At 62.7% G+C, this 19,401-nt stretch carries 14 protein-coding genes; 12 read left to right on the forward strand and 2 right to left on the reverse strand.

All coding sequences use genetic code 11. The features are described 5' to 3' along the window. Positions 1-28: 28 nt before the first annotated feature. From C7I85_RS23525 to C7I85_RS23570, 10 genes are all read left to right on the forward strand, one after another. Positions 29-3,397, forward strand: coding sequence for a molybdopterin cofactor-binding domain-containing protein (locus C7I85_RS23525; RefSeq protein WP_106726454.1), 3,369 nt, complete (start codon positions 29-31; stop codon positions 3,395-3,397). Next, entirely contained in the window at positions 3,394-3,876 is a 483-nt protein-coding gene (locus tag C7I85_RS23530) for a (2Fe-2S)-binding protein (protein WP_106726455.1), read from the forward strand. Before C7I85_RS23525 ends, C7I85_RS23530 begins: the two co-directional genes overlap by 4 nt. A gap of 261 nt (positions 3,877-4,137) precedes the next feature. Then, on the forward strand, positions 4,138-6,264 hold the full coding sequence (locus C7I85_RS23535; protein ID WP_106726456.1) for a hydantoinase/oxoprolinase family protein: 2,127 nt from the start codon (positions 4,138-4,140) through the stop codon (positions 6,262-6,264). 40 nt (positions 6,265-6,304) lie between these two features. Beyond that, positions 6,305-8,122 (forward strand): hydantoinase B/oxoprolinase family protein, encoded by a 1,818-nt coding sequence (locus C7I85_RS23540; protein WP_106726457.1) that lies wholly within the window; start codon positions 6,305-6,307, stop codon positions 8,120-8,122. Beyond that, positions 8,119-8,418, forward strand: coding sequence for an acetone carboxylase subunit gamma (locus C7I85_RS30625; protein ID WP_146148931.1), 300 nt, complete (start codon positions 8,119-8,121; stop codon positions 8,416-8,418). The genes C7I85_RS23540 and C7I85_RS30625 overlap by 4 nt, the downstream gene beginning before the upstream one ends. A 415-nt stretch (positions 8,419-8,833) precedes the next feature. Continuing rightward, a complete protein-coding gene (locus tag C7I85_RS23550) occupies positions 8,834-9,532 on the forward strand; it encodes an isochorismatase family protein (RefSeq protein ID WP_106726459.1) in 699 nt (232 codons plus the stop codon). A 73-nt stretch (positions 9,533-9,605) separates the two neighbouring features. Continuing rightward, positions 9,606-10,565 carry a BMP family protein gene (locus tag C7I85_RS23555; RefSeq protein ID WP_106726460.1) on the forward strand — a complete coding sequence of 320 codons (960 nt, stop codon included), beginning with the start codon at positions 9,606-9,608 and terminating at the stop codon, positions 10,563-10,565. Positions 10,566-10,572: 7 nt separating this feature from the next. Beyond that, positions 10,573-12,108, forward strand: coding sequence for an ABC transporter ATP-binding protein (locus C7I85_RS23560; RefSeq protein WP_106726461.1), 1,536 nt, complete (start codon positions 10,573-10,575; stop codon positions 12,106-12,108). Continuing rightward, positions 12,090-13,160 (forward strand): ABC transporter permease, encoded by a 1,071-nt coding sequence (locus C7I85_RS23565; RefSeq protein ID WP_106726462.1) that lies wholly within the window; start codon positions 12,090-12,092, stop codon positions 13,158-13,160. The genes C7I85_RS23560 and C7I85_RS23565 overlap by 19 nt, the downstream gene beginning before the upstream one ends. A 34-nt stretch (positions 13,161-13,194) precedes the next feature. Continuing rightward, complete coding sequence (locus tag C7I85_RS23570) at positions 13,195-14,112, forward strand: ABC transporter permease (RefSeq protein WP_181257310.1); 918 nt, start codon at positions 13,195-13,197, stop codon at positions 14,110-14,112. A 67-nt stretch (positions 14,113-14,179) separates the two neighbouring features. Here the strand turns inward: C7I85_RS23570 and C7I85_RS23575 are convergent, their stop codons facing one another. After that, positions 14,180-15,190, reverse strand: a complete 1,011-nt coding sequence (locus C7I85_RS23575) for an ABC transporter substrate-binding protein (RefSeq protein ID WP_106726464.1) — start codon at positions 15,188-15,190, stop codon at positions 14,180-14,182. A 357-nt stretch (positions 15,191-15,547) separates the two neighbouring features. On the opposite strand from C7I85_RS23575, the gene C7I85_RS23580 reads away from it, so the two are divergent. Next, on the forward strand, positions 15,548-16,504 hold the full coding sequence (locus C7I85_RS23580) for an acetamidase/formamidase family protein (protein ID WP_245445069.1): 957 nt from the start codon (positions 15,548-15,550) through the stop codon (positions 16,502-16,504). Between the two features lie 256 nt (positions 16,505-16,760). Beyond that, positions 16,761-17,645 (forward strand): ABC transporter substrate-binding protein, encoded by an 885-nt coding sequence (locus C7I85_RS23585; RefSeq protein ID WP_181257312.1) that lies wholly within the window; start codon positions 16,761-16,763, stop codon positions 17,643-17,645. 592 nt (positions 17,646-18,237) lie between these two features. Here the strand turns inward: C7I85_RS23585 and C7I85_RS23590 are convergent. Next, positions 18,238-19,374 carry a pyridoxal phosphate-dependent aminotransferase gene (locus C7I85_RS23590; RefSeq protein ID WP_106726467.1) on the reverse strand — a complete coding sequence of 379 codons (1,137 nt, stop codon included), beginning with the start codon at positions 19,372-19,374 and terminating at the stop codon, positions 18,238-18,240. Between the last annotated feature and the right edge of the window lie 27 nt (positions 19,375-19,401).

The following is a 19,401-nucleotide window of genomic DNA, read 5'->3' on the forward strand; positions in this document are numbered from 1 at the left end:
GTTCCACCGGCTTAGCGAGCATGTTTCCATGACCCTTATCGGCACAAGGACGCGGCATGTCGACTGGCAGGCCATCACCGATGGGTCTGCTGCATATGCGGCGGATCTGCACCTTCAAGACGAACTGGCGGCGGCGGTCCTTAGAAGCCCGCACCCCCATGCAAGGATCATCTCGATCGACACGTCGCGCGCCCGTGTGCTGCCGGGGGTCCATGCGGTGCTAACCGCGGCCGACCTTACAAAGAGCCTCTATCTGGACTATCGCGCCATCGACCGTGATCGCAGAATTCTGGCCGAGGATGTCGTCCGCCACATCGGCGAGCCGGTTGCCTTGGTCGCGGCCAACGATGCGGCGACGGCACGGCGGGCGCTGGAGCTGATCGACATCCGCTACAAGCGTCTGCCGGTGGCTGATACGGTGGCCAAGGCCCTGTCGTCCTCGGCCCCCGCCATCCATCCCCATCCCGAGACACGCAATGTCGCGGCCCATGTGCGGCGCGATTTCGGCCTGTCGCCGCAGAACTCGCCCGCACCTGCCCATTCGCTCAAGGGGTCGTTCACCTCGTCCCGGCAGACCCATGCGACGATGGAGACACATACTGTCAAAGCGCATTGGAATCCCGCAGAAAACTGCCTGCACGTCTGGGCGCCGTCGCAGAACCCACGCCTGATCCAGCGTGATCTGGCGCAGCTTTTTGGTCTGGAGCCGGCATCGGTGCGGCTTCACCAGCTTGCTATCGGCGGCGATTTCGGCGGGCGAACCCAGATCTCCAGCACAGAGGCGCTGGTCTGCGCACTCAGCTTTGCGACCGCCCGCCCAGTGGCGCTGCACCAGTCGCGGGCCGAGGAGTTCGCCTTCACCAAATGGCGACTTTCCTGGGACATCGATCTCGAACTTGGCTGCGATGCAGCAGGCAAAGTGACCACGCTTGCCGCAAGATTCGACGTGGACAATGGCGCCTACAACCAGGCCGGGCCGGGCGAGATGGTCTATGGCTCGGTCGCACTTGGGTCGTCTTATCGCTGGCTCGGCTATCAAGCCGAAGGGCGCTGCGTCTATACCAACAAGGTTCCGGCCTCGTCCTTTCGCGGCGCGGGCGGCTATGCGATCAACTGGGCACTGGAATGCGCTATCGATGAATTGGCCGAGAAGGCGGGCATCGACCCGATCGACTTCCGGCTGGTCAATGCCATCAGCGATGAGGACGAGGTTTCCCTAACCGGCTGGCAGATCAAGTCCTCCGGGCTGCGTCGCTGCCTTGAGGCCGTTCGCGAGGGCATCGGCTGGGATGAGAAACGCCCGCAGGGCGGCAAGGGGCGCGGGGTCGGCGTCGCCTGCACGATCCATGTTACGGCACTGTCGCGCGACTACATGCTGCGTTCGTCTTGCGCGCTCGACATCGACCGCAAGGGGCACGTGACGATCCGTTCCGGCTGCGGGGATTCTGGGACCGGACAGAAGACTCTGATTTGCCAGACAGTCGCCACTATCCTCAACGTGGCGATGGATCAGATTTCCATTGTCACCACGGACACGCTAGCGACGCCGCATGATGCAGGCGCGGGAGCCTCGCGCGGTAGTTTCGTTGCGGTCAATGCAGCGCAGACGCTTGCCAACAAGGTCCGCTCCGATCTGTCGGCCGTTGCCTTGGCGCATTTCGGCGACGGCAACGGCGAGGTCGAATGGGCAGGGGGCGAGATCCGAAAGGGCAATCACGTCATCGCGCTTGGAGAGCTCGCCCTCCTCGCCGGGGGCGCGGCCGAGTTCTATTCGATGCAGTCCGACTATGTCGGTCAGTTCCACGACGCCGACCCGAGCGGCTATGAGGATATCTCGCCAACCTATTCCTTCGCCGCTCATGCGGTGGAGGTCGAGGTCGACGAAAGGACTGGCTCGGTGAAGGTACTGAAGGTGGTCGCGGCGCATGATTCCGGCACCATCCTGAACCCGCTTAGCGCAAAGGGGCAGGTCGAGGGCGGCGTAGTGATGGGCCTTGGTGCCGTGCTGGGCGAGTCGCTGATCTTCGAGGAAGGCCGGGTCGTCAATGCGAGCTATGCCGATTACGTACTGCCCCGCCCCGTCGACTCTCCCCCGGTCGAGACGATTTTCGTCGATGTCACCGACAAAAAAGGGCCGTTCGGATCGAAGGGGTTGGGAGAGATTCCACTGATCACCATCGGGCCCGCCGTCAGCAATGCTATCGCGCATGCGACCGGGCTGCGGCTGCGCTGCGCACCACATACACCCGACCAGATCGTGATGGCGGCGCGGCGGCGCGACGGCAAGCCACTGACTGCCGGCTCGATCGCCGCCCGACCGGATCGCTGGTGGGTCGAGGGCGTGCGAGCAGCCTATCCGTTGGGCCTGCACAGGGGGCTGCGGGAGTTGGCGGAAAACCTCGGGGGACCACCGATAGCGACGCCGATCGAGGCGCTTCACCCCGCTGAGACGCTCGACCAGGCGCTGGAGTTGCTGGACCGTGAAAGCGACGCTGCACCGATCGCCGGCGGCACCGACCTGCTGGCGCTCGAGACCCAGGGACTACCGCTGCCGGGTCGTCAGCTGGTCGACGTAGCCGCGCTGGACGAACTGCGCGGGATCGAGGCGCGGACCGACGGGTCGCTGCGCATCGGATCAGCGGTGACGCTGGCCGAACTGGCGCGAAGTGAGCCCTGCGGAGCGGCGTTGCGCAGAACGGCCGCGCTGATCGCCACGCCGCCGATCCGCCAGACCGCGACAGTCGGCGGCAATCTGTGCCAGACAAAGCGCTGCTGGTTCTTCCGCAACGGCTTCGACTGCCACAAGCGGGGCGGCGCGACGCGGCCCTGCTATGCGGTGATGGGCGACCATCGGTTTTATCATGCCATTCAGGATGCTCATCGCTGTCAGGCCGTTACGCCCTCGGATCTGGCAACCACGCTGATCGCGCTAGATGCGCGGATCGAAATCCGCAGCGCTCATGCGATGCGTCACCTCGATGTCGGGCACCTCTATGGTGGACCAGGCGAGACGCGCCTGACACCGGGCGAGATGATATGCGCCATCGAAATCCCTTGCGAGGCACTGCACCGTCGCTCGGCCTATCGCAAACTGGCGCTGTGGCAGGGCGCTTTTGCCATCGCAACGGCCTGCGTTTCAGCGAAAGTCTCCGACGATGCCCTCGTGTCGGAGCTCAGGGTGGTGCTAGGCGGAGCGTCCTCGGTGCCGCAGCGCATCAGCAGCATCGAGCGCAGGCTGACCGGACGGCGCCCGGATTCTGCGCTGATCAAAGAAAGCGTGGGTAGCTGGCTAAGGAAGACGCATCCGCTGCCAGGCAATCACTGGAAGGCTTTCGCTGTTGCGGACATGCTTGAGGACCTGCTGTCCCGCGCGTTGGCCGGAAAGGAAACGGCATGATCATCCGCTTGACGGTTAACGGGCGGCAGCATGAGGTGGAGATCTCGGCCGCAACTCGCCTGATCGACGTGTTGCGCGACCAGCTTGGCCTCACCGGCACGAAACAAGGCTGCCGCGCCGGCGAATGCGGCGCCTGCACAATCCTGGTCGGCGGCCAGCCGATACAGGCCTGCATCACGCTGGCCAGCCGGGTACGCGACGAGGTGCGCACGGTCGAGGGGCTGGACGACCGTTTCATCCCCCTACGACAAGCCTTTGCCGACCATGGCGGCTTTCAATGCGGTTTCTGCACGCCTGGCCAACTGATGCGGGCCGCCGCTTTGCTGGCCGAGACGCCGTTGGAACGGCTGAGCGATGAGGCATGGCTGCGAGAGCAGATGAACGGCAACGTATGCCGCTGCACCGGATACTGCGGCATCATCCGCGCCCTAATGAGCGAGGACGTCCGGGCCCTGGCTCGCGACAACGCCCCAGAGTGAACAGTGAGTGCGCCGTGCAAATGGACGTCAAGCTGGTTGACAAAATTTCAAATGGTATATGTGATATATACTAAATGATAATTACCGCGCAGGGCCCCCATACAGCGGAGAACCGCGTGACGAAGGGAACATGTATCCGGGCCGATCCGAGCCAAGCCACCCTATGGCGCACCACAGCGGCGTGACGCGGATGATCAACATAATCGAACGGCAGCGGTTTCCGGACCGCGCGAGATAACCAGCAGGGAGGATAGTCAGCTTATGCTCGACGACACCAAAACCGTCCGTTACCTTGTGGCAACGGATGTCGGGGGTACGTGCACCGACACGATTGTGTTCGGCAGCGATGGCGTCATTCACATCGGCAAGGCGCTGTCTACCCCGCCCGATTTCGCCAATGGCGTGATGAATTCAATCGCCACCGCGGCCGAGCCCATGGGCCTGACGCTGGAACAGCTTCTCGCGCGCACGAACCTGTTCATCCACGGCTCGACCGTCGTGGACAATGCCGTGCTGACGCGGGATGGTTCGAAGACCGGCCTTCTCATCACAGAGGGCTTCGAGGACACTCTGCACATCACTCGTGGCGCTTATGGCCGCTGGGCGGGCCTGACCGAGGAAAAGATCAAGCACCCGGTCAAGACCGAGCGCGCCGAACCTCTGGTGTCGCACGACGCCGTGGTCGGCATCCGCGAGCGAGTAGACAGCAGCGGCGAAGTCGTGCTGCCGCTGGACGAGGCCGCCGTCGAGGCCGGCATCCGCAGCCTCGTCGAAGAGAAAGGCGTCGAGGCGATTGCCGTCGCCTTGCTGTGGTCCTTCCTTCACCCCGAGCACGAGGCCCGCATTCGCAAGATCGCCGAACGCGTAGCGCCGGGCACCTATGTCACGTTGTCTTCGGACATCGCACCGGTTCCGGGCGAATACGAACGCTCCTCCACTGCTGTGATCAACGCCTATTCCGGCAAGATCGCCCATGCTTATCTGACCGATCTCCAGAACTTGCTAGGCAGCAAGGGCTATGATGGCCAGATCATGGTGATGCAGGGCTATGGCGGCCTCCTGCCCGCCAGCGAGGCTGCAGACCGAGCCGTTGGCCTGATCGAATGCGGCCCGGCCGCCGGTGTCATCGGCGCGCGTTTCCTGGGCGACCTGATGGGCGACGGCGACGTGATCGCCGCCGATATGGGAGGCACCACCTTCAAGGTCGGCGTCATCCAGAACGGTCAATTGGAATACGCCCGCGAGCCCATGGTGGATCGCTTCCACTATGTCGCGCCCAAGATCGAGGTGGTCTCGATCGGGGCCGGCGGCGGCTCGATCATCTCGGTCGATCCCGCAACCCGGCTGCCGATGGTCGGCCCACAAAGCGCTGGCTCCCGCCCCGGTCCCATCTGCTACGGGCTGGGTGGCGAGGAGCCAACGCTTACCGACGTGATGCTGCTGATTGGCTATATGGACCCCGGCCAGTTCCTACGCGGCTCGATCACACTGGACCGCGAAAAGACCGAGCGACTGTTCCGCCAAAAGGTTGCCGATCCGCTGGGGATGTCCATCGACGAGGCCGCCATCGGCATCTATCGCATCGCCAGTGCCCAGATCACCGACCTGATCCGCGAGATCACCGTGGAGCGGGGTCTCGATCCGCGCGATTTCGTACTGCATTCCTTTGGCGGCACCTGTGGCATGTTGGCCGCCGCCTTCGGCGAAGAGCTTTCCGTTCGCAAACTGGTGATCCCCTATACCGCCTCGGTCAACTGCGCCTTCGGCCTCGTATCGGCGGACATTGCCCATGAATATACGGTGACGCAGACCCTGCCCGGCAATGCCACGGCAGCCGAGATCAACGCAATCTTCGCCCCAATGGACGAACGCGCCCACGCCCAGCTCGCCTCGGAAGGCGTCGAGAAAGACCGTGTGCAGCTCGATTGGTCGGTCGATCTGCGCTACAGCCGCCAAGTCCATCAGGTGACGACCCCGGTTTCGGCGCCGACGCCTCTGGACGAGGTCGGCCTCGCCCAACTGATCGACGATTTCGAGGCGCTCTATGAGCGAAAGTTCGGAAAGGGTTCGGCGTTCCGCGAGGCCGGGATTGAGATGACCCAGTTCCGGTTGACCGCACGCGGGCTGATGCCGCGCCCAACCCTGCCGGAAGAAGAGGAAGGCCCTGCCGATCCTTCCGCCGCGCTGATGGGTGAGCGGCGGATCTTCGACGCCACCTCCGGTACGATGACCATCGGCCAAATCTATCAGTTCACCGAGCTGAAACCCGGCAACGAACTTTTCGGGCCGGCCGTCATCCACACACCGATCACCACCATCGCGCTCCACAAGGGCCACAAGGCACGGATGGATCGCTGGCGAAACATCGTGGTGACCTATGAAGCCTGAAGCAATCGCAATTCCCGCTGAACGCAAGGGAGGGATCTCAATGGATCCGATGACTTTCTCGATCATCCGGCACCGACTGTTCCGCATCATCGACGAGGCGGTGATTACACTGAAGCACGTGTCGGGTACGGCTATCACCAACGAGGGCCATGACCTGATGGTCTCGCTCTACCGCGCTGACGGCACGCTGTTGATGGGGGGCGTGGGCTTCCTGCACCACCTGACCAGCGCCGCCGAGGCCTGCAAGGCCGTGATCCGCCGCTTCAAGACCGACATCCATGAAGGCGATGTCTTCTTGCTGAACGACCCATACACGGCGGCGCTGCATACCTCGGACGTCTATCTGGTCTCGCCCATCCACCATGCGGGCAAGCTGGTTGCCTGGTCGGCCTGTTTCGTCCATGTCAGCGACATCGGGGCAATGAACCCCGGCGGCTTCAGCCCGGATTCGCGTGACATCTATACCGAGGGCTTCTCCAGCCCCGGTATCCGTCTGGTCAGCCGCGGCGAGATCCAGCAGGACGTTCTGGACACCATCCTGAACATGGTCCGCTCGCCAGAGATGGTGTCGCTGGACCTGCGCTCGATGATAGCATGCAATAATGTCGCCCGAGAAAGGATGGGGGCGCTGATCGCCAAATACGGCGCCGACCTAGTCGACGAGGCCGGCGCCACGCTGATCGAGCAGTCTGAGCGCCAGTTCCGCGCCCGCCTTGCCGAACTGCCCGACGGCAGCTGGCAGTCGCGTCAGTATATCGACGTGAACGGCGAAACCGCCTGCGTCCGGCTGACCATGACCAAGACGGGCGACGAACTGCTCTTCGACTTCTCAGGTTCTGACCCGCAAAGCCGCAATGCGATCAACTGCACGAAATGGGCTTCTCTGGGCGGGCTCTTCGCACCGCTCTTCCCGCTGCTGTGCCATGATATAACTTGGAACGAGGGCGCAATCCGGCCGGTAAAGATGATCGCGCCCGAGGGCACGATCGTGAACTGCATCCGCCCGGCGCCTGTCTCGGTCGCCACGGTGGGTGCGATCCAGTCGGTCAACAACGCCGCCTGCGCCACGATCGGCAAGATGCTATCAGCCTCGGAGAAATACCGCGACGAAGCCAGCGCCGTCTGGCATGCCAACCACTTCGCAATCTTCATGTTCGGCCGCAACCGCAAGGGCCAATATGCCATCGACATCCTGACCGAAACCTTCGCCGGCGCGGGCGGCGCGCGCAGCTTTGGCGACGGCGTGGACATCGGCGGCGAGATGCCGAATCCGATCTCACGCATGGCGAATGTCGAGACGGCGGAAAGCGCCTTTCCGATCCTCTATCTCTTTCGCCGCCGCGCAAAGGACAGCGGCGGACCGGGCGAATACCGCGGCGGCACAGGGGGCGAGATGGCCTTCGTCCCGCATCGCTCGCTCGACGGTGGCATGGGCTTCGTCATCTCGGGCAAAGGCGCGCGGCATCCGATGTCGGACGGCCTGGCTGGCGGCTATCCCGGCGTACCGAACCGCTACATTCGCGTCGGCAAAGCCGATACCGGCGCGGCGGCCCATCTGACGGCGCGCAGCCTGGACGACACGGCCGGCGAGCGGCAGCCGATCTCCTGGGGCATGTCCGCGCTTAACGACGGCGAGGCGCTCTATCTGCGCTGGAACGGCGGCGGCGGCTATGGCGATCCGCTGCGGCGCGACCCGGCCCGGGTCCAGCAGGATGTCGAGACCGGCCAGGTCAGCGACGAGGCCGCCCGCGACATCTATGGCGTAATCGGTGACGCCTCGGGCGTCAATCTGGCCGCAACCGAGGCGCGGCGCAAAGAGCTTCGCAAGACCCGGTTGAGCAATGGAGTTCGGAAATGAGCGGGAAATACACCAATTTCATTCTGCCCACCGTAGCGGTCGAGGGTTCGCGCGGGGCCGGACAGGCGTATTGCGCAACTTGCGCCACAGCGCTCGGCGAGCCTGGTGCGCATTGGAAAACAGGCTCTGTCCTGACCGAGGTGGCCCTAGCCGATATTCCCGGTGGCGGTTACGACACCGGTTTCCCGGGCGTATTCCTGAGGCATTTCTGCTGCCCGAACTGCGGCGAGTTGCTCGATACCGAAACCAGTGAAGCCGGCGAACCCGCTCTGGCGGACGCGCTGGTGCTGTCGTGATCCAATCCAGGGAACAATTCCGGACGAGGCCCCCTCGAATTTCTGCCGGGCCACGGCGAGGCGCCTGCCCTTCCATCTGGTCCGGCGGAATAGGGCATCCTGCCTGGGTTTTCCCGCGATGAGACTCGGCTTTTCGGCCATCACGGTCGGCTTCCAAACAAGCGTCGTAGCTCCGGCCGGACACTCGGGCAACGAGCCCATGCGAACGACAGCGAAGAGATCTGCCATGTACCGTGAGCCAGGATGCGCTTCAATGTCGACGGCGGGCCCCACCACCAGGATGCCGGCGACACGAAACAATTCAAATGCGTCGATCCACATCGCTGGGGGGAAACCTCGCGCAGCGAGAAACACACTCGCAGTGGATGTTCCCGGGCGCTTTGAGTTTCTGATCCAGATACCAAGGAGACAATATATGCACAGCGTTGGCATTCGTCAGGAGATCATCGATCGTGTCGTGAAGAGACGCGGCAAGCTGCATGTGTTCGAAGATCTGGTGCCGTCTGAAACTGCGGTCGTCGTGATCGACATGCAGGGCACCTTCTGCGACGCAGGCGCCCCAGCCGAAGTGCCGCTGTCGCGTGGCATCATAAGCTCGATCAACCGCCTGAACGCTGGCGTGCGCAGGCTTGGCGGCCGAGTGATCTGGGTCACCCATGCCGTGCGTAAGTGGCACAGCGGTAACGAATGGTCGAATTTCATCGACCACTTTGTCGCCGACGAGATCCGCATCCGCACACTGGAATCTATGGTGCCCGACGCGCCCGGCCAGCGCGTCACGCAGGGACTGGAGGTCGACCCCGCCGACATACAGATGATCAAGAACCGCTATTCGGCGCTGACGCCAGGCAGTTCCCAGTTAGAGCGCGTACTTCGCAGCCTCGGCATCCGCAACCTGCTGATTGTGGGCACGAAAACCAATGTGTGCTGCGAATCCACCACCCGAGACGCCATGATGATGGATTTCCGGCCGGTGATGATCTCGGACGGCACGGCCGCGCTCTCGGACCGGGAACACCAATCGGCCCTCGAGAACGTGATCCAGCAATTCGGCGATGTCTACAGCGTCGATGAGGTCCTGGCACTGATTGAAAGATCGAAGACCGTCGCCTGAACCGCACTGCCCTTCAAGGAATAAGCTCGTGGCAAAAGAACCGCGAGCGTCCAACAGAGAGAGGAACTAAAAAATGAGCATACGCTCAATTGCGCTGTCCGCGCTAGCGACGGCGATGATAATCTGCGCCCAGCCGGCCATGGCCAAGACGCTCAAGGTCGCGCTGATCCTGCCTGGTTCGATCACCGATGGCACCTTCAATTCCGCTGCCAACAAGGGCATCAAGGCGGCCAAAGCGAAATATGACATCGACGTCTCGGTCCGCGAAAATGTCGATGTCGCCCAAATCGCGGAGGTGCTGACCAGCTACGCCCGCGATCACTACGATGTCATCATCAGTCACGGCTTCCAGTTCGCCGAACCGGTGATGGACATCCATGCCGACTATCCCGAAACCTGGTTCATCGTGAACACGGCCCAGGTCGCAGCCGAGCCGAATGTCGCCTCGTTCGACAATGATTGGGGCAATGCCGGCTATATTGCCGGCGCCGTCGCCGCATTGGTCTCGAAGACCGGGACCATCGGCCATGTCGGCGGCATCCCGGTCCCAGTGATCGAGGATTACAATGCGGGTTTCGCGCGCGGCGCGAAGCGCGTGAAGCCCGATACGAAGATCCTCTCGTCCTATGTCGGGTCGTTCTCGGATGTCGCCAAGGGCGCCGAGATCACAACCTCGCTGATCGAACAGGGCGCCGATGTCGTGACCTCGACCGGCAACGAGAACGTGGTCGGCACGATCCAGGCGGCCGAGAAGGCCGGTGTTCTGGCTATAGGTTCGGCCTTTGATTCCTATGAGCTCGCGCCGGATACAATTGTAACTACCGCGCTCGTCAACATGAATGTGAACATCGACCTTGCGCTTGGTCGGGTGATCGACGGCACATTGAAGCCGCAAAGCTACGTCCTGGGCCTCGCCGATGGCGGGATCGGACTTGCCCCGTTCCGCGGCCGTTTCGCCGGATTGATCTCGACCGAGGATCAGGCCGTCATCAACGGGGTAATGGCCGACGTGCTTGCCGGCAAAACCCACTGAGCGCGCCATGATATCAGGCCCCATCCTGGCGCTCGATGGCGTCTCGAAATCCTATGGCGATGTTCTGGCCATCGACGATGTTTCCCTAAACATCGCAGTTGGGGAGGTTTTCGCCCTGATCGGTGAGAACGGCGCAGGAAAGAGCACCATCGTCAAGATGATGTCGGGCGAGATCGCGCCAAGCCGGGGCACGATCCGCGTCTTGGGGGAGAAGGTCGCCTTTTCCAGCCCCCGCGACGCGCTGGCGCGTGGTATCAGCGTTGTGCATCAGCATTACGCCTTGGTACCGGATTTCACGGTGGCCGAGAACTTCGCGCTCGGCACCGCCCCCTTGGGGCGACTCGACCGCTCCGCGCTGAACAGACGAATCCGAACTTTGGCGGCGTCGGTCGGTGTCGAGATCGACCCCGACGCGCTGGTCGGATCACTGGATGTCGCCGGCCAGCAGAAGATCGAAATCCTCAAGGCTTTGGCCCGCGAGCCGCGTTTTCTGATCCTCGACGAACCCGCCGCTGTCCTGTCACCCGAGGACGCCGACCGGCTCTTCCTGGCCATTGAGCGCATCCGGCGGCAAGGCATCAGCGTGGTGCTGGTCACGCATCGCCTGGCGGATGTATTCCGCATCTGCGACCGGGTGGCTGTGATGCGCATGGGGCGGCTGGTGGTCGAGGGCGACGTCACCAACTTCGCGCCAGAGGATCTGATCTCGCTGATGATGACCGGCGAACGCGGCGCGGCCCTGCCCTCCCAGCCGTGCGCACGAGCGGCGACGGCGACCGCCGCCAGGGGCGACACCCCAGTCCTGCAGGTGCGCGATCTGGAATTGCATCGCGCGAACGGCTCGGTCGCCGTGCGGAGCATGAGCTTCGATCTGGCAGCGGGCGAGATCCTTGCCGTGGCCGGCGTCGAGGGCAACGGTCAGACTGAGCTCGTCCGTAGCATTGCCGGGCTGGAGCGCCAGGCATGCGGCAGCATCGGGTTCAGCGCTCTGGAGGGTGAATTGTCGAGCCACAGCCCCCAAGCCCTGCGGCAGGCCGGCCTCGCACATGTGCCCGAGGACCGGATCCATGACGGTATCGTGCTGACGCAGAGTCTAGCCGAGAACCTGCTTTTGGGCCATCTGCACCACCCGGCGTTCGTGCGCAAGGGTGTCATTCGCCGCGATAGCGTAGTGCGACAAACCACCCAGGTGATCCAGGATTACGGCATCCGCACCACCGGGCCGATGCAGCCAATCGGCAGGCTTTCGGGCGGCAATCAGCAGAAACTGGTGCTCGCCCGGGAGTTCATGAACGATCCCTGCCTTCTTTTGGCCGCGCACCCCTCGCGCGGGCTGGATATTCGTACAAGCGCCTTGGTTCAGGGTCTGCTGATTGAACATCGCGACCGTGGGGCGGCAATCCTGCTGGTCTCGGCCGATCTCGACGAGATCTGGGCCATCGCCGACCGGGTCATCGTGCTCTCCGACACCAGGATGCATGGGCCAGTCCCCATCCACGAAACGACACGGCAGGAGGTCGGCGCATGGATGGCCGGGCACTGAACGATTCTACGCAAGCCAGCGCCGGGCACACGTCCACCGCAAGACGGCTGTCGCCTGAGGCGCGGGCGGCCATACTGACGCTGGTCGGTGGAGCGCTGGCGCTTGCGGGGCTGATCCTATTGGCAGGAGAGAGCCCGGCCCGGGTCCTCACTTTGATGCTGCGCGAAGGGTTCCTGACCCTTAACGGTCTCGGAGCTGCAGCGACCAGGGCGATTCCGCTGTGCCTGATCGCATTGGGCCTTGCGGCGTCATTCCGGGCCGGAATCTACAACATCGGCGCGGACGGGCAGCTTGCCGTCGGAACCGCCGTTGCGGTCGCCTGCGCTGGATCTGTTGCGGGCCTGCCGTTCGGCACAGGCATTGCGCTGCTGCTGATCGCAGCCATGCTGGGGGGCGCCGCCTGGGGGGCGGTCGCCGGACTGCTGAAAGTGCGTTTCGGCGCCAATGAGATCGTCACCACAATTATGCTGAACTACATTGCCGCCAATGTGATCGGCTGGCTGGTGCGTGGCCCCATACAGGAACCGATGCGGATGTTCCCCCGCACCGCGCGCCTGCCCGAGATCCTGCGTCTGCCGATCCTGTTCGAGGGCACACGGATTTCGGCTGGGTTGATCGTCGCGCTGCTGGCTGTGGTGATCCTGTGGTTCCTGCTGACGCGGACGCGTTACGGATTCTCGCTGGCAGTAATGGGCCTGAATAGCTCGGCCGCGCGGTTCAGCGGGCTCTCGAGGGGCCGCCTGACGGGGGGCGTTTTGGCGCTGAGCGGCGCGATGGCTGGGCTGGCCGGCATCGTCGAAGTGCTGGGCTTGCATGGCCGCCTGCAAGAAGGCTTTGCGCCCGGTTTCGGCATTACAGCGATCACCGTCGCCCTGCTCGCTAGGCTCAACCCATTGCTAATTCCGGTCGCGGCGCTTGGCCTTGGCGGGCTCTATGTCGGCTCGGCCGCAGTTGCACGGGATACCGCGGTTCCTTTCCCACTCGTCAGCATCATCGAGGCCGCCGTCATCTTCGGCTTCCTATTGATTTCTGTCCTGCGCCGCAAAGCATGACCCGCATTTCGCCCAGTTCCAGAAAGGAATGACAATGGATCAGGTTGTAGTCGTCGCGGCTATCGCAAGCGGCATCCGTTTCGCCATGCCGATCCTTTTCGCTGCTCTGGGGGAAACGGTCAGCGAAAAGGCCGGCGTGCTGAACGTGGGCATCGAGGGGATCATGCTGATCGGCGCCTTCCTTGCTGTGCTCATCTCGGTGCAGACTGGCTCACCCTGGGTCGGCCTTCTGGCTGCGATAGCGGGCGGCATCGCCCTTGGCCTGCTACACGGCTGGATGGTGGTGGTGCTGAAGGTCGACCAGATCGTGTCGGGCATCGCGCTAGTGGTGCTCGGGGCCGGGCTTTCAGGCTTCGGCTATAGGCTGGCCCTTGACGGTGGCGCCGTCCGCGTGCCCGGCTTCCGGCAACTGGATCTTGGACTACTGTCCCACCTGCCCGTCGTCGGCCCCGTCCTGTTCAGCCAGCATTTCCTCGCCTACGTCGGTATCGCATTGGCCTTCGCGCTCGGCTTCATGCTGCGCCGTACCGGGCTAGGCCTAACCATCCGCGCCGTGGGCGAAACACCCGAGGCCGCAGCCGCCGCGGGCATTGAGATCGACCGGGTACGCCTGTGCTGTGCCGCATTCGGCGGCAGTCTCGCAGGGATCGGTGGCGCCTTTCTGTCCACGGCGCAACTTGCCGGCTTTGTCGAGAATATGGTGTCCGGGCGCGGCTTCATAGCGCTGGCTTGCGTCGTCTTCTCGCGCTGGAGACCGGTAGGCGCCCTGTTTGCCGCGCTAGCGTTCGGCATCGCCGATGCGGCGCAGGTGCGAATGCAAGCGCTTTATCCTGACATTCCCTATCAGGCCTTTATCATCCTGCCCTTCGTCATCGCGCTACTTGCGATGACAATGCCCGGAGGCGCTGCTCGCGGCCCTGCGCAACTGGGCAGGCCTTTCCGGCGCGGTTAAGCAGCGCGCCCCTCCCCCAGCCGCGCCGGCAGTGTCTCGGACAGAGCCGGCGCGAGGATTCAGTCGATCACTTATTGATCCGTGCCGCCGCCGTATCCACCACGGACAGGTCCACATAGGGCAAAATATCCAGCCGCTTTTTCAAGAAGCCTGCCTCGAACTGGTTGTCGATGTTTGATTGCAGTGCCTGGATATTGGGTCGGGCGTCCGGGTCTCGGAAAGCGTCCTGATCAGTGAAAAGCCAGCCTTTGTAGAATTCCTGCGGCTGCTTGGTGAATTCCGAGACGATCCTGATCGCCTCCTCGCGATTGGCAGGGTCCTCGTACCAGCGGCGGGCGCGGATCACATCCTCCATGAAATCCGCCAGCGCAGCCCTGTGCTTATCGATGAACTCGCTTTTCGCTGCCCAAAGCAGGGTCTGCGTCGGACCGACATATTCACCTTGCGTGAACAACATCCGAGAGGCCGCCTTCAGTTCGGGATCGTGAGCGAAGGGAAGCGTCGCCGATACTAGATCCACCTTCTTTTCCAGCAGCAGCGCTTTCATCGTCGGCAAGGGTGCCTCGATGATGGTGACGTCGCGCTTGTCCTGCATGTCATGGCGCCGCAGTGCCGTGCGCAGCGCGATGTCGATGGCGCCGCCCGCGCCGTTGGTCGCAAGCACCTTCCCCTTGAGATCCTCGATCTTCTGGATCGGGCTGTCCTTGAGGACGAGAAAGCCTTCCTGGAAGTGGCCGGGGGTATTGCCCTGGAAATCGTCCGCGACGACGCGCAGGTCGGTCATGCCGGCATTCTGCACAGCCAAGGCGAAGGACGAATACGAAAACAGCGCGATGTCCAGCTCTCCCGCGCCCATGGCGGTCAGGATCTGCGGGCTGCCATTGAAGCGGATCGGTTCGATCGTGTAACTCTTGTCCAAATGCTGCGCGACGCCCTCCTTGGCAAACAGAATGGGCGCCAGATTGGTGGGTGCAGCGATCCAGGCAATTCGGATGTTGACCGGCTCCTCCGCCCCGGCGGCGGCCGCGCCGGCGAACAGCAGCACACAAGCCGCCAGGCATGATTTCAGTAAGCGCATTGAATGTTCCTCATCTGTTGGTGGCTCGTTGTCGGCGGAAGCTTCTTCTCACCTGCGTCGCGCAGGCGCCGGCTTCCCTCATCACGGTTTTGCAGAACGCGCAGGACAAACTCTCTACGCCATTCCCCTGCCGGCGAAACCCTAGAAAACGCAGCCGGAGCATGACCGAAACTTGAGTCATCAGGGTCGCCAAAATGCAGTATAGGTTGCTCTTTATCGCTCTTCAACCAACATGTTGGTCTAATTGATAGGCATTCGCGACGTATACTATATAAATTCAATAAGCGAAAATAATTTTCCTTATTGACATAGCGCCGTGCCTTTCGCACCATCCGGTCAATGATCGGAGGCCACCCCTTGACCATTCACCATCTCGCAGCAAATCCCGAAACAGTGCGCCGCGGCACGCTGGACGGCCGTTTTCCGCCTGTGCTTACGGTTGTTTCAGGGGACACGGTGACGATTCAGACCCTCTCAGGCCACGAAATTATCAATCCACCAGCCGAGCTAGGCCACGACATTCCGCCGGCCGTGAGGGCAGTGCTAAGCGCGGTCGCGCCCGGAATGGGGCCACATATAATTAGTGGCCCCGTTGCAATAGCGGGCGCCGAGCCGGGCGACATGCTGGAGGTCCGTATCGACAGAATCGAACCGAGCATGGACTGGGGGTTTTGCCTGTTCAGTCCGCTGGGAGGCACACTGCCCGGCAAGTTCCAGTCCGGCGATCTTCGCTTCATTCCGATCGACATGGAGAAGCGGACCTGTGCCTTGCCGTGGGGGCCAGAACTGCCGCTTGCGCCCTTCTTCGGCATTATGGCGACCGCGCCGCGGCTCGCCTACGGGACGCTGTCGACGAAAGAGCCCCGCGACTTCGGCGGCAACATGGACAACAGGGAATTGGTAGAGGGCAGCACACTGTTCCTGCCGGTTTGGGTCCCTGGGGCGAATTTCATGGTTGGCGACGGGCACGGTATCCAAGGCGATGGCGAAGTCTGCGGCACGGCACTGGAGACCTCGCTCAACGGGACCTTCACCTTCATCCTGCACAAGGGTGGCGGCATCGATGCCCCAAGGCTGAAATTCCCGCGCGCCGAGACGCCCACCCATTATCTGACCATGGGTATGAACGAAGATCTCGACGCCGCGATGCGCGATGCCCTGGACGAGATGATTGACCTCATTTGCGAGCGTACCGGCTGGTCCCCTGGAGAGGCTTATATGAGCTGCTCCTTCGCCGTTGATTTCCGCGTGACCCAGACCGTCAATGGACAGAAGGGTGTGCACGGCATGCTTCGCAAAGGGCTGCTTTTCTAGCTTGGGTGGGGCGCCGGACGTCGAGGCATCCGAGCAATGGAACCATACCTTCGCGCCGGAGGATTTTCGCGACGGTCAAGGCTGAAGCTCAAGCTGCAGCCGCGCTGCATTGAACCGGCATCGACCTCAGAAATCACGAACTCATAAAGTCTTCGCTAAAAAGTTGTGCCAATCAACAAGGAGGAGGAATACCATGACCGTTCGTTTCGGATCGCCCGTTCGCGCTAGGGGGATCGCCGGCGCGCTGGGCCTTGCAATGCTGGTCACCGTCTCGGCCCAAGCACAGGACATTCCAGCGCCTGCAATGGATGAGGGCCTGCACACCCAATTGCCTCAGGCACTGAGGGATCGCGGGGTAGTCAGGGTCGTCTCGACCTTCGGCTATGCACCCCAGCAGTTCTTCGGTGATGATGGCGTGACGCCAGAGGGCTTGTCGGTCGATCTGGCCAATGCGCTTGGCGCAGTTCTCGGTATGCGGGTCGAATTCACCAACGCCGCTTTCGATTCGATCATTCCAGGCCTGGAAGCTGGGCGTTTCGACATGGCCATCGCCGCGATGAGTGCCACTGCCGAGCGTGGTGCCAAGGTCAATTTCATCGTCTACGAGAAAACGGGCGCGCAGCTGCTGGTTCGCGAAGGAAATCCCAAGAGTATCAACGGTCTCACGGATATCTGCGGCATAAGGATGACCGAGTTGAAGGGCTCGCTCTACAATCAAGTGATCGAGCATGTTTCGGACAGATGCGTCAAACAGGGCAAGGGCACCATCCAGATTGACACGTTCGACAATTCCGATTCTGTCTTCCAGGCGCTGATTACTGGCCGCGCCGACGCGACTTATGGCGACTCCTCGCCGCTCGTCTATATGGCGCGGATGTCCGAAGGTCGACTTCAGGTTGTCGGCCCCCAATATCCCGACATTCCCTACGGCATCGCCATCGCTGGCGATAATACCGACTTCGCTCGGGCGATGGGTACGGCCCTGGATAAGCTCATTAAGGATGGCACCTATCAGGCCATACTGGACAAATGGGGGCTGGGCTTCCGCGCCACCGACTCTGCGGCCGTGACGCCAGTCGGCTCGCCGGCCTCGGCTTATCCGTCGCCGCCTTCAGCCGTGGACATCGCCTTCGGAAAATAGCCCCCGCATGCTTGTGGCGCGTTCCGGGCGCAAGACCTTGCGCCCGGTCGCATTCGTCAGAACCGCCCGCCCTTGTCGCGACGCCGCGCCGTCGATGAACAGCGCATCGCCATCATCGAGCGGCATCAGCGCTGAGGCTGGCCTCCGCCAGTAGATCAACCAGCTGCCTAAACAAGCGGATCGGCAGGACCGGACTTCTCGCCGCATGCACTGGTGCCAGGCACGATTCTCGTGCGAACCAGACCCTCAACAGACCGCTATGGCCCCCGCTTCGCCCGGGGCGCCGAAGACCAGAAGACGCAGCCCGAGGGAGGAAGCCTGCCGCCTCGCGGATAGATGGCTTCTATCCCTCAAGCCTGAGCCGGCAACAGTTGCAGGGCGAAGAAATGCGGACCCTGGCTAGAGCGCGACGCCTGCACCCGGCGCGGTTTAGCATCCCGCTTGGATACCAAGGGCCGCGCCTGATGTGCGATGGGCCAGACGATGGTCGCGCGAGCAGCACGAGCACCGTCCGCAGCTTTCTCCGAGGAGGTCGGATAAGCACAGACAATGTTCGGCCGCCCCACCTGATCGCGACCTTCGAACGGCGCCCCTAGGCCTGCAACAACCGCTCCAAGCCCAATTCGAGCTGCTCGTTCGTTGTCGCCAGCGATAGGCGCACGTAACCCTCGCCATTGGTTCCGAAGGCCGTTCCCGGTGTGACGGCGACATTGCACTGTTCCAGCAGGCGCAGGGCAAAAGCCTCGGATGTCTCACCGAAATCCGACACGTTCAGCCAGACGTAGAAGCCGCCGTCGGGCGACATCGCCGAATAGCGCGAACCGGCTATGCGCTTGAGCACGAGATCGCGGTTTCGGCGATAGCCTTCGCGCCACGATGCCAGATATTCCTGAGGACCTTCGAGGGCAGCAAGCGCGCCATATTGGGCCGGCGTATTCACGCACATCACGCTGGGCTGTAGAAGCCCCAGCATCGGATTGACCACCTGCTCCGGCAGTGCGGCATAGCCGACACGCCAGCCAGTCATCGCATACACCTTGGAGAAGCTGAAGACCGAGATCACTCGCTCGGGGCTGGGCTCGAGCGAGCCGATGCTGACATGCCGGCCAGAGAAGTCGATCTGGTCATAACATTCGTCCGAGATGATCCAAAGATCATGCTTTTCGGCAAAGGCGAAAAGCTCCTCGGCCTGCTTGCGGTCCATGACGGTGCCGAGAGGATTGGACGGCGAGTTGAGCAGAAGCGCCCGCGTCGAACCGTCGACCAGCGCGTCAAGCTGGTCAATATCCGGCAGATAGTCGTTCCCATCCTTGAGATCGTAATAGAGCGGCCGTGCGCCGAAAGCCTTGGTCATCATGGTGAAGTTCGACCAGCCCGGGTTAGGCAGCAGGATCGAATCGCCGGTGCCCAGCACGGTGCCGAAAACCCCGAACAGGGCGTTTGCCCCGCCATTCGTCACCAGCACCTGGGACGCCTGGCAGTCGATACCGTTGACCGCGCGGATCTTGGCGGCCGCGGCTTCGCGCAGTTCAGGCAAGCCAGGTGTCGGCGAATATTTCGTCTTGCCGTCGCGCGCCACTTTGTCAGCGGCGGCGACGACATGATCGGGCGTGTCGAAACCCGGCTCGCCGACCTCCAGATGGACAACATCGGCCCGCCCCCAGGCCAGTTCCATCATCTTGCGCACGCCGGATTGCGGACGTGTTCGAGCGATCAGGGGTAGTTCCATTTTCCCATCCTCCAGTACAGCAGACAG

This window comes from Pseudaminobacter soli (ex Li et al. 2025), assembly GCF_003012705.1.
Classification (GTDB): Bacteria; Pseudomonadota; Alphaproteobacteria; order Rhizobiales; family Rhizobiaceae; genus Pseudaminobacter; species Pseudaminobacter soli.

What these genes read in the sequence shown, in the direction of transcription:
- C7I85_RS23590 (WP_106726467.1), bottom strand. Translation starts at nt 19,374, where the DNA reads ATGGAACTACCCCTGATCGCTCGAACACGTCCGCAATCCGGCGTGCGC.
- C7I85_RS23555 (WP_106726460.1), top strand. Translation starts at nt 9,606, where the DNA reads ATGAGCATACGCTCAATTGCGCTGTCCGCGCTAGCGACGGCGATGATA.
- C7I85_RS23585 (WP_181257312.1), top strand. Translation starts at nt 16,761, where the DNA reads ATGCTGGTCACCGTCTCGGCCCAAGCACAGGACATTCCAGCGCCTGCA.
- C7I85_RS23540 (WP_106726457.1), top strand. Translation starts at nt 6,305, where the DNA reads ATGGATCCGATGACTTTCTCGATCATCCGGCACCGACTGTTCCGCATC.
- C7I85_RS23565 (WP_106726462.1), top strand. Translation starts at nt 12,090, where the DNA reads ATGGATGGCCGGGCACTGAACGATTCTACGCAAGCCAGCGCCGGGCAC.
- C7I85_RS23560 (WP_106726461.1), top strand. Translation starts at nt 10,573, where the DNA reads ATGATATCAGGCCCCATCCTGGCGCTCGATGGCGTCTCGAAATCCTAT.
- C7I85_RS30625 (WP_146148931.1), top strand. Translation starts at nt 8,119, where the DNA reads ATGAGCGGGAAATACACCAATTTCATTCTGCCCACCGTAGCGGTCGAG.
- C7I85_RS23575 (WP_106726464.1), bottom strand. Translation starts at nt 15,190, where the DNA reads ATGCGCTTACTGAAATCATGCCTGGCGGCTTGTGTGCTGCTGTTCGCC.
- C7I85_RS23530 (WP_106726455.1), top strand. Translation starts at nt 3,394, where the DNA reads ATGATCATCCGCTTGACGGTTAACGGGCGGCAGCATGAGGTGGAGATC.
- C7I85_RS23550 (WP_106726459.1), top strand. Translation starts at nt 8,834, where the DNA reads ATGCACAGCGTTGGCATTCGTCAGGAGATCATCGATCGTGTCGTGAAG.
- C7I85_RS23535 (WP_106726456.1), top strand. Translation starts at nt 4,138, where the DNA reads ATGCTCGACGACACCAAAACCGTCCGTTACCTTGTGGCAACGGATGTC.
- C7I85_RS23570 (WP_181257310.1), top strand. Translation starts at nt 13,195, where the DNA reads ATGGATCAGGTTGTAGTCGTCGCGGCTATCGCAAGCGGCATCCGTTTC.
- C7I85_RS23525 (WP_106726454.1), top strand. Translation starts at nt 29, where the DNA reads ATGACCCTTATCGGCACAAGGACGCGGCATGTCGACTGGCAGGCCATC.